Origin of the sequence: Rubrobacter marinus (assembly GCF_011492965.1) — a bacterium.
In the GTDB taxonomy this organism is placed as follows: domain Bacteria; phylum Actinomycetota; class Rubrobacteria; order Rubrobacterales; family Rubrobacteraceae; genus Rubrobacter_F; species Rubrobacter_F marinus.
This window is the reverse complement of the sequence record NZ_CP045121.1, coordinates 3478046-3492121: the sequence shown is the minus strand read 5'-3', so window position 1 is coordinate 3492121 and position 14076 is coordinate 3478046. Positions and strand designations below refer to the sequence as shown.

Annotated in this window: 10 protein-coding genes and 4 pseudogenes; 4 read left to right on the top strand and 10 right to left on the bottom strand. The window is 69.2% G+C overall.

Annotated elements, in window-relative coordinates:
• Nucleotides 1–60 precede the first annotated feature (60 nt).
• Nucleotides 61–1034: pseudogene (locus GBA65_RS18000) on the bottom strand (5-oxoprolinase subunit C family protein).
• Nucleotides 1024–1927: pseudogene (locus GBA65_RS17995) on the bottom strand (5-oxoprolinase subunit B family protein). Before GBA65_RS17995 ends, GBA65_RS18000 begins: the two co-directional pseudogenes overlap by 11 nt.
• A gap of 187 nt (nucleotides 1928–2114) precedes the next feature.
• Here GBA65_RS17995 and accC point away from each other — a divergent pair.
• Nucleotides 2115–3459: pseudogene (accC, locus tag GBA65_RS26770) on the top strand (acetyl-CoA carboxylase biotin carboxylase subunit).
• 279 nt (nucleotides 3460–3738) lie between these two features.
• Here accC and GBA65_RS17985 read toward each other — a convergent pair.
• The gene (locus GBA65_RS17985; RefSeq protein WP_166397731.1) at nucleotides 3739–3915 is read right to left on the bottom strand and encodes a hypothetical protein; all 177 of its coding nucleotides are present in this window, start codon (nucleotides 3913–3915) and stop codon (nucleotides 3739–3741) included.
• A 232-nt stretch (nucleotides 3916–4147) separates the two neighbouring features.
• On the opposite strand from GBA65_RS17985, the gene GBA65_RS17980 reads away from it, so the two are divergent.
• The 3 genes from GBA65_RS17980 (at nucleotide 4148) to GBA65_RS17970 (ending at nucleotide 7179) form a co-directional block, all read left to right on the top strand.
• The gene (locus GBA65_RS17980; protein WP_228281458.1) at nucleotides 4148–5527 is read left to right on the top strand and encodes an MFS transporter; all 1380 of its coding nucleotides are present in this window, start codon (nucleotides 4148–4150) and stop codon (nucleotides 5525–5527) included.
• A gap of 83 nt (nucleotides 5528–5610) precedes the next feature.
• Nucleotides 5611–6357: an SDR family NAD(P)-dependent oxidoreductase gene (locus GBA65_RS17975; protein WP_166397730.1), complete on the top strand. Its 747-nt coding sequence runs from the start codon at nucleotides 5611–5613 to the stop codon at nucleotides 6355–6357.
• Nucleotides 6358–6414: 57 nt separating this feature from the next.
• Nucleotides 6415–7179 carry an SDR family NAD(P)-dependent oxidoreductase gene (locus tag GBA65_RS17970; protein WP_207955895.1) on the top strand — a complete coding sequence of 255 codons (765 nt, stop codon included), beginning with the start codon at nucleotides 6415–6417 and terminating at the stop codon, nucleotides 7177–7179.
• A gap of 131 nt (nucleotides 7180–7310) precedes the next feature.
• Here GBA65_RS17970 and GBA65_RS17965 read toward each other — a convergent pair whose 3' ends face one another.
• From GBA65_RS17965 to GBA65_RS17935, 7 genes and pseudogenes are all read right to left on the bottom strand, one after another.
• Nucleotides 7311–8324 carry an ornithine cyclodeaminase family protein gene (locus tag GBA65_RS17965; protein WP_166397729.1) on the bottom strand — a complete coding sequence of 338 codons (1014 nt, stop codon included), beginning with the start codon at nucleotides 8322–8324 and terminating at the stop codon, nucleotides 7311–7313.
• Between the two features lie 100 nt (nucleotides 8325–8424).
• Complete coding sequence (locus tag GBA65_RS17960; RefSeq protein ID WP_166397728.1) at nucleotides 8425–9081, bottom strand: isochorismatase family protein; 657 nt, start codon at nucleotides 9079–9081, stop codon at nucleotides 8425–8427.
• 1 nt (nucleotide 9082) lies between these two features.
• Nucleotides 9083–10492, bottom strand: a complete 1410-nt coding sequence (gene hydA, locus GBA65_RS17955; RefSeq protein WP_166397727.1) for a dihydropyrimidinase — start codon at nucleotides 10490–10492, stop codon at nucleotides 9083–9085.
• A gap of 96 nt (nucleotides 10493–10588) precedes the next feature.
• The gene (locus tag GBA65_RS25500) at nucleotides 10589–10711 is read right to left on the bottom strand and encodes a M20 family metallo-hydrolase (protein ID WP_166397726.1); all 123 of its coding nucleotides are present in this window, start codon (nucleotides 10709–10711) and stop codon (nucleotides 10589–10591) included.
• Nucleotides 10708–11817 carry a hydantoinase/carbamoylase family amidase gene (locus GBA65_RS17945; protein ID WP_166397725.1) on the bottom strand — a complete coding sequence of 370 codons (1110 nt, stop codon included), beginning with the start codon at nucleotides 11815–11817 and terminating at the stop codon, nucleotides 10708–10710. The genes GBA65_RS25500 and GBA65_RS17945 overlap by 4 nt, the downstream gene beginning before the upstream one ends.
• 34 nt (nucleotides 11818–11851) lie before the next feature.
• Nucleotides 11852–13259 (bottom strand): annotated as a pseudogene (locus tag GBA65_RS26765) (amidase).
• A 26-nt stretch (nucleotides 13260–13285) separates the two neighbouring features.
• Nucleotides 13286–14029: a cyclase family protein gene (locus GBA65_RS17935; protein ID WP_166397724.1), complete on the bottom strand. Its 744-nt coding sequence runs from the start codon at nucleotides 14027–14029 to the stop codon at nucleotides 13286–13288.
• Nucleotides 14030–14076 lie beyond the last annotated feature (47 nt).

The following is a 14076-nucleotide window of genomic DNA, read 5'->3' as shown; positions in this document are numbered from 1 at the left end:
TCGCTCGTACCCCGACGGGGGCCGCGTTCCCCCGGCTCTCCGTACCTTTATGACCGGCTCTCACAGCAGGGCCTGCCGGATCTCTGCCATCTGCCGGCGCCGCTCCTCGCGGGCCCGAAGCGCTTCGGCGAGGTCGACGGAGCGGAACCGGGTCTTGTGGTTGGTCGCCGTCTGGGCGAGCTTGTCGCGGTCGACGCTTATGACGGTGCCGATGGTCGCGTAGCCGCCGCCGGTGACGGCGTCGTTCATCAGCACGATCGGCTCGACCCCGCCCGGGACCTGGATGGAGCCGACGGGGTAGCCGAAGTCCACGACGTTCGCGGGGTCGGCCCCCGCGCCCGCGGGCTGCTCCCGCTCCACGAACCCGAGCTCGCCGCCCGGTAGCGGTAGCCGACCCGGTCCGCGTCCGGCGTCACCGTCCACGTGGTCTCCAGGAACGTCCGCAGGCTCTCCTCGGTGAGCCGGTAGCTCGCAAGACCAATGATGACCCTGAGCTCCGCCTCGGCGGGGAACGCGGGGATCTGCTCCCTCGCGACCGCCATGCCGACCCGCCCCGAGCGGTCCCCCGCCTCGCCTACCTCGAGCTCGTCGCCCTCCTTGAGGGCGCGTCCCTCGTGTCCCCCCAGCCCTATGAGGGTGTACGTCGAGCGGCTGTGCAGGAAGACGGGGACGTCTATCCCACCCGCCACCGCAAGGTACGAGCGGGCCCCGCTTCTGAGGTAGTCGAAGGAGAGGACGTCGCCCTCCTCCACGGAGAAGGCCTCCCACGTCGGGGCCTCCTCGCCGTTCACCTTCGGCGGCATCTCGGCTCCGGTCACGGCGACGACGGCGGGCTCGGTAAACTCGAGCTGGGGTCCGAAGTAGGTGATCTCGAGCCCCGCCGCCCCGTCGTCGTTCCCCACGAGGTAGTTCCCGACCTGATAAGAGAAGACGTCCATCGCCCCCGAGGGGGGCATCCCGATGTCGTATTCGCCGAAGCGGCCGGTGTCCTGCACGGTGGTCAAGAGGCCCGGCTGCCTGACCCTAATCGCCATACAGCACCCCCAGGATCTCCTTGTTGTACCCGTGCGGGTCCGCGAGCGAGCGGTCGGGGCGGAAGGTGAACTCTCTCTGGCGGTACGCCCAGGTGCCGTCCTCGACCCTCGAGCGGATCTCGTCGAACTCCTCCCGCTCGATGCCGCGGTAGTTGAAGATGTCGCCGGGCTTGGGGAAGACGATGGAGTCCTGGAAGTCGGGGAGCTCTTGCTTGACGTCGAGGACCGGGCCGGGGCCAGGCCGAAGAGCTGGTAGCCGCCCGCCCCTGTACGGAGTAGACCACCGCGAACCCGCCCCCGAAGCCGAAGGCCCGTTCGGGGGTGAAGGTGCGGGGCCTCACGTACTTCGGCACCTCGACCTGCTCCTCGGGGGGGACGAGCTGGTAGCACCATGGCAGGCCGGGCACGAACCCGATCATGGTCACGAGCCACGGCGAGCCCAGGAGGGCGGCGATGAAGTCCTCTGTCGAGTCGTAGCCGTTTATGCGCGCCGAGTACTCGAGGTCCGTCGACTCCGGGTCCTGGTGACGGTCGCGAAAGCGCATCAGGGCCTCGTGCGTCCAGGGGTCGTTCATCATCACGGGGACGTCCACGACGCGCGTCTCCAGCTCGAAGCCCTCGACGTCTCCGACCTCTTCGTCTATCTCCTTGAGGCGCCCTATGAGCTCGTCGGGGTGCAAGACGTCGGGGTCTACCCGGACCATGTAGGAGGCGTTGGACGGGCAGATGTCCACGATGCCGGGGATTTCCTCCTCCTTGAGCTTGTTCGTGATCGCCATCGCCCGGAAGTTGACCTGCATGCTCATCCCCTCGGCGAGCTCCACGAAGACGAACTCGTCCCCGCCGTAGCTGTAGCGTGCCTGGGGCTGACCGGTCTCGACCTCGTGTGCCATATGTTGTCGCACCCTCCCTTCCTCGACGGTGCCGGGATACTACTAGGGCGGAAAAATCCGGTCAATCGCCGGGAGGGCCCTCGCGGCCGGACCCGCCGCGCCGGGAGGGGTGCTGGGTGCGGACCGTTTCGCGTGGGTATGATGGGCGCCTGTTCGGTCGGGGATCGGGGATAGAGGGGGCGACGCTATGCTGAAGAAGGTTCTGGTCGCGAACCGCGGGGAGATCGCCGTGCGCATCATCCGCGCCTGCCGCGAGCTGGGGGTGGCGTCGGTGGCGGTCTACTCCGACGCGGACGAGGAGGCCATGCACGTCCGCCTCGCCGACGAGGCGGTACGCATCGGTCCGCCCAAGGCCCAGAAGAGCTACCTGAACGTCGAGGCGATCGTCGCCGCGGCAAGGGAGACGGGGGCCGACGCGGTGCACCCGGGCTACGGGTTCCTCGCGGAGAACGCCGGCTTCGCCGCGACCTGCTCGAAGGCCGGGCTGGCGTTCGTCGGGCCCTCGGCGGAGACCATCGAGAAGATGGGCGACAAGTCGGCGGCGCGCCGGATCGCCCGGGAGGCCGGCGTCCCGATAGTGCCGGGCACTATCGGGAACGCGACCCCTGCGGAGGCGCTGGAGAAGGCCGAGGAGATCGGCTTCCCCATCATGGTCAAGGCGGCGGCCGGGGGCGGCGGCCGGGGCATCCGCGTCGTCGAGAGCGCCGGAGAGCTCGAAGAGGCGGTCAGGGCGGCCTCGCGCGAGGCCACGGCGGCGTTCGGGAGGGCTCGGTGTACCTGGAGAAGTTCCTGGCGGACCCCCGCCACGTCGAGGTGCAGGTGATGGGCGACGGGGAGGGGAACGTCGTCCACTTCTACGAGCGGGAGTGCTCGATGCAGCGCCGGCGGCAGAAGCTCCTGGAGGAGGCGCCCTCCCCCGGGATAAGCCCGAGACGCGCGAGGCGATCACCGCGGCCGCCGTGCGGCTCGCCGAGGAGGCAGGCTACGCGAACGCGGGGACCGCCGAGTTCCTCGTGGACGAGGACGAGGCCTTCTACTTTATCGAGATGAACACCCGCATACAGGTCGAGCACCCGATCACGGAGGAGATCACGGGCGTCGACCTGGTGAAGGAGCAGCTGAAGGTCGCCGCGGGCGAGGGGCTCTCGCTGAGGCAGGAGGAGATCCCGCTCTCCGGGCACGCCATAGAGTTCCGCATCAACGCCGAGGATCCGGAGAACGACTTTTTCCCGTCGCCGGGCGAGGTCACGGCCGTCGAGGTGCCCGGCGGCCCCGGCGTCCGCGTCGACACGGCGGTCTTCGCGGGCTACGGGATCCCGCCGTTCTACGACTCGATGGTCGGCAAGCTCGTCGTCCGCGGCTCCGACCGGCACGAGGCCCTCGCCCGCGGCCGCCGCGCGCTCGGGGAGTACCGCCTGGAAGGTATCAAAACCACGATCCCCCTCCACCTCCGTCTCCTCGACGAGGAGGCCGTCGTCTCCGGCAGATACGACACCGGATACCTCGAGAAGCTGCTGCGCAAGGACGGATAGCTCTACAAAAGAAGGGGCGCGTCAGGAGGGGGTCCTCCTCGGGCCCGTCGTCCGCCCTTAGATCACCTACCCCGATCGGTGCCCCACGATCTAGGGCCGCGCCCGCCGGGTGGACGCTCTCGTCGTCCAGACCGGGCGCGCCGGGGGTCAGTCCGGCGGACTACTCGCCGGGCACTCGTGGGGTGCCCCCGAACCGCGCTCGAGGCCGAAGCTGAACACGAACGTCCCCCTTACCCCTGCCGCGCAGCCCGCTTCGGCGGGCTCCGCCGCCGAAGGGCATCAGCCCGGGAGGAGAGATGGGAAGGTCCCGCTCGCCGCGACGACCGTCGCGACGGCCGCGACCGAGACGACCGCCGCCATCGTCGCTAACCGCGTGGGCGAGAACACGCCCCGGCGCAGGTGAACGCCGATCTCCGACATCGCGAGGGCCCACAGCGAGATCACAGCGAGCAACACGAGCGACCATATTGCGTACGACATGGGGTGCCAGGAGCCTTTCGTAGCCGGACCTCATTATAAACCCGCCGGATAAACCCCGGGACCGAACGTTACGCACGTCAAGCAAGGGTAACGCTTGACAAAATGACTCAGTTGACACAAATGTAAATACCAATCTATGATTGCCGCCTAACGGGCCTTACCCGGAACGGGGGTGGGGCGAGGCAAGGAAAAAGAGAGGCGGTGGTCCTTGGAGAGTTCAGGAAATCAAGGTCGTGGCGGCACGCTAGGTGTCGACACCCGACCCATCACCAACAAGACGCTGGTGTATTCGTCGATCGTCTGTTTTCTGGCGTGGGTGTTCTCGGTCTACGACTACACGCTCTTCGGGACGCTGCTCCCGCCCATCGCGGAAGACCTCGGCTGGTCGACGTCCTACGCCACCTTCATCGTGACGCTGATCAACGTGGGCATCTTCTTTGTGGCGCTCTCCGTCGGGCCGCTGCTGGACCGCTTCGGCCGCAAGCCGTCGCTGGTCATAACGACCGTGGGCGCGGCGCTGAGCTCGGGGCTGACGGCGCTCGCACCGGGGGCGTTCGCGGCGGCGTACATGACCGTGGTGCGGACCTTCTCCGGGCTCGGGTACGCCGAGCAGGCGGTCAACGCGACCTACCTCAACGAGATGTACGGCAACCGCAGAAACCGGGGCTTCATCTACAGCCTGGTGCAGGGCGGTTGGCCCATCGGGGTGCTGCTCGGCGCGGCGCTCACCGCGGTGCTGTTCTCCAGCGGCCTGATCGGCTGGCGCGGCATGTTCATCGTGGCGACCTTCCCGGCGATCGTGATCTCGATCCTCGCCCTGAAGCTCAGGGAGTCTCCGAAGTGGCAGGCCATGAGGGCGGCCCGCACCCTCGAGACGCAGGGCAGGCGCGAGGAGGCGGTCGAGTTCGCCCGCGAGTACGACATCGACCTCAGCCACTCCGAGGAGTCCACCTTCAAGCAGCTCTTCGAGCCGGACATCCGCAGGCACACCATCTTCATCAGCCTCGCGATGTTCATGAACTGGATCGGCATCCAGGTCTTCGCCGTGCTCGGGACCACCATCATCACGGAGGGCAAGGGGGTCGCGTTCACCAACGCGGTGCTCGTCCTGATCGTCTCGAACGCCGCCTCCTACATCGGCTACCTCTGCCACGGCTTCGTCGGCGACCGCATCGGACGCCGCCTGACCATCGCCGGCGGGTGGTTGATCTCCGGCGTCGCCTACACCCTGATGCTTTTCGGGCCGGACTCGCAGGCCTTCGTGTTCACCATGTACACGGTCGGGCTGTTCTTCATCATCGGCCCCTACGCGGCGCTCCTGTTCTTTATGGGCGAGTCGTTCCCCACGCGCGTCCGGGGGACCGGAGCATCCCTGGTCAACGCCATGGGGCCGCTGGGCGCCATCGCGGGTTCGGGCCTGCTGAGCCTGTTCACCGGCGCGGGCCTCGGCGTGGTCACCGCCGCGTTCCTCAGCGGGGGGCTCGCGACGATAGCTTCCGGGTTCCTCATGTTCGGCACCCGCGACGTGAAGGACCCGCACCAGGCCGAGGTGGTCTCCCAGGACTCCACCGCCGCCCGGGTGCGCTAAGCTGCCCGTAAAGTCTGGATGGAGCGAGCGGAGGGCGGGCCGGTCTATCGGGCCGCCCTCTCTCCTCGAGAGGAGGCAAAGACGTGACCGACTCCGGAGGAAGGGTGGCCCTGGTTACCGGGGCCGGCAACGGGATAGGCCGCGCGATCGCCGAGAAGCTGGCGAGGCAGGGATACAGGGTCGCGGTGAACGACCTTCGGGCCGAGGCCGCCGCCGAGGTCGTCTCGGGGATAGAAGGCGCGGGGGGGCGGGCGACCGCGGCCCCCGGCGACGTCTCCGAGCCGGACGACGTGGCCGGGATCGTGCGCTCGGCCGAGGAGGTGTTCGGGCCGATCGAGGTGCTCGTGAACAACGCGGGGTTCCTGCAGCAGAAGCCCTTCGTGGAGTTGACCTTCGAGGACTTCCAGCGGATGGTCGCGGTGCACCTCGGGGGGACGTTCCTGTGCACGAGCGCCGTGTTGCCCGCGATGCTGGAGCGGGGCAGCGGCGTGGTCATCAACGTCGCCTCGCAGCTCGGGCAGATCGGGGGCGTCGAGCTCTCGCACTACTCGGCCGCAAAAGCCGGGATCATCGGCCTGACGAAGTCCATCGCCCGCGAGGTCTCGAAGGGCGGAGTGCGGGTAAACGCCGTGGCGCCGGGCCCGATCAACACGGAGCTCGTCCTCGGTCTCTCCGAGGACTGGCGGAACACCAAGGCCGCGGAGCTCCCGCTGGGGCGCTTCGGCGAGCCCGAAGAGGTGGCCGAGACGGTGGCGTTCCTCGCCTCGGACGCGGCCTCTTTGTACGTGGGGCAGACGCTCGGGCCGAACTCGGGCGACGTGATGCTCTAGGCTGGGCAGGGAGAACCAGGGGAGCCGGTCGTCGATGACCGGCGGGAGGAGGAGAGCGTGAACGAAGGAGGGAAGCCGACCGTCCTGATAACGGGGGCGGGGATCGGCATAGGCGCGGCGACGGCGCGGGAGTTCGCCGCCGCGGGCTACAGGGTAATCGTGACCGACGTCCTCGACGAGGAGGGGAGAGGGGTCGTCTCCGAGATCGAGGGTAGCGGCGGGGAGGCCGAGTACCACCGCCTGGACGTGACGAACACGGAGCAGGCCGACGCCGTGGTGAACGACGCACAGGGGCGGTACGGGCCGCTGGACGCCGTGATCGCGAACGCCGGGATCGCCCACAGGGTGCCGCTCCCCGAGCTCACGGACGAGAAGTGGGACCAGACGCACGAGATCGACCTCAAGGGCGTGATGCGCGTCTGCCGCGCCGCGGCCCCCGCGATGCGCGAGGCCGGGAGGGGGAGCATGGTCGCCGTCTCTTCCATCATGGGGTGGCCTACGGCTGGGACGAGCACGTCCAGTACTCGGCGGCCAAGGCCGGCATCGTGGGCCTCGTGCGCGGCCTCGCCGTCGAGCTCGCGGGGACGGGGTGCGCGTCAACGGCATCGCCCCGGCTACATAAGGACCGCCCAGGCCCTCTCCGAGGAGCACTCGCTCGGCCCCGCGGGGCTGGAGCAGGCGGCGGAGTTTATCCCCATGAAACGGGTAGGGGAGCCCGAGGACATCGCCGACGTGATCCTCTTTCTCGCGTCAAGCGCGGCCCGCTACCTGACGGGCCAGACGGTGGTCGTCGACGGCGGGCTGCTGGTCGGACGCTACTAAGGCCGGGTAGCGCCGACCGGTTAGGTATGGCCCTGGGGTACGAGAAGTGCCAGACAGGGCCGACGGGAGAACGCGCAGGGCGATCCTCCTCGCAAGCGGAGGATCGCCCTGCCGTCCGTTGGTGACCGCTCTCAGGTCGAGATCATCTTCTTCTCGATGCCGACCCCGGCCGCGAGCGCCCGCTCGTATTCCAGGGGGACGGTCGCGGAGTCCTGGAGGGCGAAGCCCGTCGAGTCGAAGACGGTTATCTCGGACTCGGAGGTGCGGCCTTCGAGCTTCCCGGCGACGACCTCGCCGATCTCGCCCGCGACGTCGTCCTCGGAGATGATCCCTTCGCGCAGCGGGACGTTTATCTCGCCGTCGGTCCGGCACTGGCGGAGGTCGTCGACGAAGATGCGGGCCCTCCCGAGGATGCCGGGGTCCAGTTCCTGGTCCCCCTCCTTGTCCGCCCCGACGGCGGCGACGCGAGTTCCCTCGGAGATCCAGGCGTCCTCGACGATCGGGCCCCTGGCGGGGATGAGGGTAACCACCACGTCAGCGCCGCGCACCACCTCTTCCAGGTTCGTGGAGGTCTTGATCTCGAAGCGGTCGTAGTGGGGCTGCTGGCCCTTAACGAACTCGTCGAGCGTCGCCCGGGAGCGGCTCCAGACGCGCACGTCCTCCCAGTCGAAGACCTCGTTGCAGCACGCGAGGGCGCCCTCGGCCATATTGCCGGCGCCGACGATGGCGAGCACCTTGCTGTCCTTGCGCGCGAGGTGCTTCGCGGAGACCGCCGCCGCGGCCCCGGTGCGCATCACGGTGTGGTGGCTGCCGTCGCAGATGGCGAGCGGGAAGCCGGTCTCGGGGTGGGTGTAGATCAGGATGGAGAAGACGGTCGGCAGCTCGAACTTCTCGCGGTTCTCCTCGCGGATCGAGACCCACTTGCACGCGGCGGCCTCGGGCTCCTCGATGTACGAGGGCATCACCTCCCACTCGCCGGGGTACTTGTCGAGCACGATGTGGCCCTTGGGCTCCATGTAGTAGCGGCCCTCGCCGTGCATCCGGTAGGCGTGCTCGACGCGATCGTTGTACTCGTCCGGGGTGAGCAACCCGACCATCTCGGCGCGACCGAGGATAAGGGTCTTCCGATTCCTCCAACTCTCCACGATCTTCTCCCTCTGCGCGATGTGTACGAACCCGCCTCCGCCTGCCCGCCACGGCGCTCCGTCGGGTTGCCGGAGCGCCGCTCCCGCCGGCGCGTCGCCCCTACTTCGGTGCCCCGGCCTTCCCCCTCGCGATCCCTTCCAGGTAAGCGAGGGCGTCTTCGACGGGGACGACGTTGGCGTACTTGGCCTGGATGTCCACGAGGTTCGCCTCGTGCGGCCCCTGGGCCCGGTCGCCGACGCACTCGCGCGGGACGATCGTCGGGTAGCCGTACTGCAGGAGGTCCACGGCGGTGGCGCGGACGCAGCCGCTCGTCGTGGCGCCGCACAGGATCACGGTGTCCACGCCCTCGGAGACGAGCACCGAGGGGAGGTTCGTCCCGAAAAAGGCCGAGGCGCCCTTCTTCAGGATCACCGTCTCCTCCCCTCGCCGTCCGAGGCGCGGGTCGATCTCGACCCACTCGCTCCCGATCACGAGCTCGCCGAGCGACGGCACCTTCTGGAGCCAGAGCGAGCCGTCCTTGAGGTTCGGCTCGAAGCCGATGGTCGTGAAGATCACCGGGAGGTCGCCCTCGCGGGCGGCGGCGAGGAGGCGCGTCGTCGCCTCCACCACCGCCGTGAGGTCCGAGCCCAGGGTGGCCCTCGTGTCCGTGAAGCCGCGGCTCAGGTCCACCACCAGGACCGCGGGACGCGTCCCGAGGTTCGCGTCGCCGCCGAGCCCCGAGCGCTCGTAGATCTCGCGGGTAGTCTCCTCGCTCACGCTAGGAGCCTCCGGCGCCCGTCAGGTGCTCGCCGAACCGGGCGCGGCGGACGAAGCGGCCGTCGCCGGGGGAGCCGACGAGCTCGTCGTTCTCCACGATCACCTTGCCGCGGACGAGGACGGTGTCGGGGGCGCCGACGACCTCGGTCCCTTCGTAGAGGTTGTAGTCGATGTTGGAGTGGTGCGTGCGGGCGGAGATGGTGTGCTCTTTCTCCGGGTCGAAGACGACGATGTCCGCGTCTGAGCCCACCGCTATCGTGCCCTTGCGCGGGTACATCCCGAAGAACCTCGCCGGGTTGGTCGAGACGAGCTCCACGAAGCGGTTCATCGAGATGCGGCCCTCGCGCACGCCGAAGTGGTGGAGCATGTGGAGGCGGTTCTCTATGCCGGGGCCCCCGTTAGGGATCTTGGAGAAGTCGTCGCGGCCGAGGGTCTTCTGGCCGTCCCAGTTGAAGGGGCAGTGATCCGTCGAGACGACGGAGAGCATGTCGGTGGCGAGCGCGTGCCAGAGGTGCTCCTGGTTCTCCTTCGGCCGGGGGGGCGGGGTGTAGACGTACTTGGCCCCCTCGAAGTCCGGCTGATCCAGGGCCGTCTCGTCGATGAACAGGTACTGCGTGCAGGTCTCGCCCCAGGCCTGCCAGTCGGCGCTGCGGGCGCGGGCGACGGGGTCTATCGCCTCCTTGCACGAGACGTGGACCACGTAGAGCGGCGCCCCGGCGATGCGGGCGAGCTGTATGGCGCGGTTCGTCGCCTCGCCCTCGGTCAGCGGCGGCCTCGTCGCCGCGTGCCACTTCGGCTCGGTCTTCCCCTCGGCGAGGGCCTCCTTGACCAGGATGTCTATGGCGTCGCCGTTCTCCGCGTGGACCATCACGAGGGCGCCGGTGCGGGCGGCGACCTGCATCGTCTTGAAGAGCGTCTCGTCCTCGACCATGATCGCGCCCTTGTAGGCCATGAACAGCTTGTAGCTCGTCACGCCCTCGTCGGGGGCCTTCGCGAGGTCTTCGAGGTTGCCGCCCTTCGTCAGGTCGGTGACGGCGAGGTGGAAGCCGACGTCGATCACGGGCTTTTTGCGCTCGATCTTCTCGTGCCAGGTCGCGAGCGCGTCGGGGAGGCTCTGGCCCGGCTCTTGCAGGCAGAAGTCCACGTGGCTCGTCGTCCCGCCGAAGGCCGCCGAGATCGTGCCGGAGGTGAAGTCGTCGCAGGAGACGGTCCCGCCGAACGGCATCTCCATGTGGGTGTGGGGGTCGACGGCCCCCGGGATCACGTACTTGCCGCGCGCGTCGATGACCTTATCCGCCTGGACGTCGAGCGAGCGCCCGATTAGGGAGACGCTCTCGCCCTCGACGAAGACGTCGCCAACGTAGTCGTCCCCTGCGGTGATGATGCGGCCGCCCTTTATCAGAACCGACATCCTGCTCCTTCCCGCCCCCTCGCGGGGGCCTGTCGTGGTAACGAGTTCGTGCTCTCCGGCCCTACGATCTGCCCTCGGAGAGCGCGGCTATGGCCTTCAGCATGATCTCCGCCCCAGCGCCGCGTCCGCCGGGTCCGAGTCTTCCTCGGGCGAGTGGCTGATCCCGTCCCTGCACGGCACGAAGACCATCGCGCTCGGGACCCGGTCCGCGATGCTCATGGTGTCGTGCGCCGCCCGGAGTGCATCCTCGTGAAGGGCTCCCCGCTCTCTTCCGCCGCTGCCACCAGCGCCCCCACGATACCCTCGTCCAGCCTGGCGGGCGAGAGGGTCTGGCGCTCCCGGTACTCCGCGCTCATGCCGCGCCTCCTCGCGGCCTCCTCCGCGAAGGCGGCGAGGTCTCGGGCGACGCCTCGGAAGGCCTCCTCGTCGGGGCCGCGGACGTCGAGGGAGAAGCGGGCCGTGCCGGGGATCGCGTTTATGAGGTTCGGGGTGAGCGAGATCTCCCCGACGGTCCCGACGGTGCCGCGCCCGGCCGCGGTCGCGAGGCGTTCGAGCTCCAGCATGCACTCGGCGGCGACGAGGCCCGCGTCGAGCCGGAGGTTCATCGGGGTGGCGCCCGCGTGGTCGGAGCGCCCGCGGACCGTGACGTCGGCGTGGACGTAGCCCGCTATGGCGTCCACGACGCCTATGCGCTTCTCCGTGTCCTGGAGGACGCGGGCCTGCTCGATGTGAAGCTCGATCCAGCCGTACAGATCGTCGAGGACGTGGACGGACTCCCGCCAGCGAGCGGGGTCGTAGCCGGCCTCCTCGGCGTGCTCCCAGAACGAGCGCCCGTCGTCCACCGCCCGGAAGCTCTCCTTGAGCTCCTCCTCCGTCACCCTCTGCGCCATGATCCTGCTGCCCAGGAGCATCTGCCCGAAGCCCGAGCCTTCTTCCTCCAGAAACGAGACGAGCTGCAACGGCAACCCGAGCCCGAGCTCCTCGTTCAGCCGGCAGACCTCGAGCGCCGTCACCACGCCCAGGGTGCCGTCGTACTTCCCGCCGTTGCGGTTGGAGTCGGAGTGGGATCCGACGCCGAAGACGGGCTCGCCCGGCGCTCGGTTGCGGGCGACGAGGGTGCCGACAGGGTCCTCGTAACACTCGAAGCCCAGAGACTCCAGCTCGCGGATAAAGTAGTCCAGGGTGTTGCGGTACTCCGGGGTGTAGGCGTAGCGCCGGATCGCCTCGTCGGAGCGCGTGTAGTCGGGGCCCGCCAGGGTCTCGACGTCGCGCCGGATCCTCTCCGTGCTCCCCCCCCGATCTACGGCTAGCTGCCGTGTCGACATTCAGGCTCCTCTCCCTCTCGCGTGGTCTTCGATCTCACTTCCGGTCCTCAGCCGGGGAGGCGCGGCCGGGGTACGTCCAGGGCCGCGCGGCCTCGAAGGCCGCCGCCGCGCGCAGCACGTCGGTCTCGCGGTGGCCGCCGGCCACGATCTGCAGCCCGACCGGCAGCCCGTCCTCGGTGAGGCCGCAGGGCACGGAGGCCGCCGGGTTGCCCGTCAGGTTGAAGGGATAGGTGTAGTACACCCAATCCACTACGCTCCGATGGGGCAGCTCCGGCGGCACGTTCCGGTCGGCGTCGAACGCCGCGACCGGCAGGGTCGGCGTCAGCAGCAGGTCGTAGTCCTCGAAGAACCGGCGCACCTTCTCCCTGAGCGCGTACCTCTCGAAGACCTTCGAGTAGTAGTCGTCGAGCCCCAGGTCCAGGGCCCCTTCGAGGACCTCCGCCACCGCCGGGTCCAGAAGCTCCGGCGAGTCCCGCAGGGCGTCCCTGAGACGCGTGCCCGCGCTCGCGAAGAACTCGGCCCTCCACAGCTCCACCGGGTCGTCCATGACCTCCTCGACGATCTCGACCTCGCAGCCGAAGGACTCGAAGGTACGGGCCGCCCCCTCCGCGAGCTCCAGGACCTCGCGGGTGGGGCGGGCGTAGCCCAGGGTCGGGCTCCAGGCGACGCGCATCCCTCGACCGGCTCGTCGCAGGCGGCGAGGAGCCGGGGGACGGGGGCCGCGACGCTCGCGGGGTCGCGCGCGTCGAAGCCGGCGACCGCTTCGAGGAGCAGGGCGGCGTCGCGGACCGTGCGGGCCAGGGGGCGACGTGCGCGAGGGTCGGGGTGGCGCTCGTCGGGAAGACGGGGACGCGCCCGAAGTGGGCCTTTATCCCGAAGACGCCGCAGAGCGACGACGGGATGCGGATGGAGCCCCCGCCGTCGGTCCCGAGGGCGAAGGGGGTTACGCCTGCGGCGACCGAGGTGGCCGCGCCCGCGCTGGAGCCGCCGGCGGTCCTGGAGGTATCCCACGCGTTGCGGGTGACGCCGGTGAGCGGGCTGTCCCCGGCGGCCTTGCAGCCGAACTCGGTCGTCGTCGTCTTGCCGACGATGCACGCCCCCGCGGCCCGGACGCGCTCGACGGAAGGGGCGTCGGCCCCGGCGACGTTCTCCGCCATGAGCCGCGAGCCGAAGGTCGTCCTCACGCCACCGACGTTGATCAGGTCCTTCACCGAGAGGGGGAGCCCGTGCAGCGGCCCCAACGCCTCCCCGCGGGCGAGCTTCGCATCCGCCTCCCCCGCCGCCGCGAGCGCGAGCTCCGGTGTCGGCGTGACGAAGGCGTTCAGGGTGGGCTCGAGGGCCTCCATGCGCGCGATGCTCGCGCGCACGGCCTCGACCGCGGAGACCTCACCCTTCGCGATAGCCGAGCGGAGCTCCAGGGCGGTCCCGTAAGCGCCATCCATCACGGCGCTCCCCTCCCCCGGACCTGCTACTCCTCCACGATGGCGAAGGCCCGCACCGGCGAGCCGCTCCCGCCCTTGACGAGCAGCGGGGCGCCGTAGAACGTGAACTCGCCCTTGCCGACGAGCTCCTCCAGGTTCACGAGCCACTCCCAGTGGAAGATTCCGCGGTCGCGGCAGACCCGGTGGCTCGGGAAGAGGTCGTTGCTCGGCACGTCCGTAGACGGCCCCTCGACCCCGTGGGCCTTGGAGCCCCGGTCGGCGAGCCAGTGCGTCGCCTCGGCGGTCAGGCCGGGGTTGGTCCGGACGACCTCGGGGTTCGGGTAGTGGCGCCTGTGCAGGCCGGTGTTGAGGAGGACGATGTGGCCGTCGACCCTCACGCCCGACTTCTCCTCGGCGGCCTCGAGGTCCTCCACCCCGATCTCGCCGAGGTCCGGGACGTGCGTGAGGTCGAAGCAGACGGCCTTGCCCATGAAATCTTCCAGCGGCATCTCGTCCACAGAGGCCCCCTCGGGGTTCGTGTGGTACAGCGCGTCGACGTGCGTCCCGACGTGGTCGAGCATGCCCAGGTAGTTTGTCGCGAAGGTCATCCGATCCTCCGGAACGCCGAGCCCGAAGTCCTTCGTCCCTTCGTGCGAGAGCGCCGGCAGGACCACCGGGCTCTGGAACAGCTTGTGTGCCGGCATGTTGTCCGTGATCACCAACGAGAGATCCACCGTTCTCCGCACTAGCGCCTCCTCACCCCAAGAGCTACTCGACCTTTCCCGAGACATTGAACGATATTGTAAGCACAATTGTCAACAGATCCGGGCGAGTGCTC

Excerpts from the sequence above, each read along its gene's own strand:
- GBA65_RS25500 (WP_166397726.1), bottom strand. The coding sequence starts at position 10,711 with ATGAGCATCGCGGACCGGGTCCCGAGCGCGATGGTCTTCGTGCCGTGC.
- hydA (WP_166397727.1), bottom strand. The coding sequence starts at position 10,492 with ATGTCGGTTCTGATAAAGGGCGGCCGCATCATCACCGCAGGGGACGAC.
- GBA65_RS17935 (WP_166397724.1), bottom strand. The coding sequence starts at position 14,029 with ATGTCTCGGGAAAGGTCGAGTAGCTCTTGGGGTGAGGAGGCGCTAGTG.
- GBA65_RS17945 (WP_166397725.1), bottom strand. The coding sequence starts at position 11,817 with ATGTCGACACGGCAGCTAGCCGTAGATCGGGGGGGGAGCACGGAGAGG.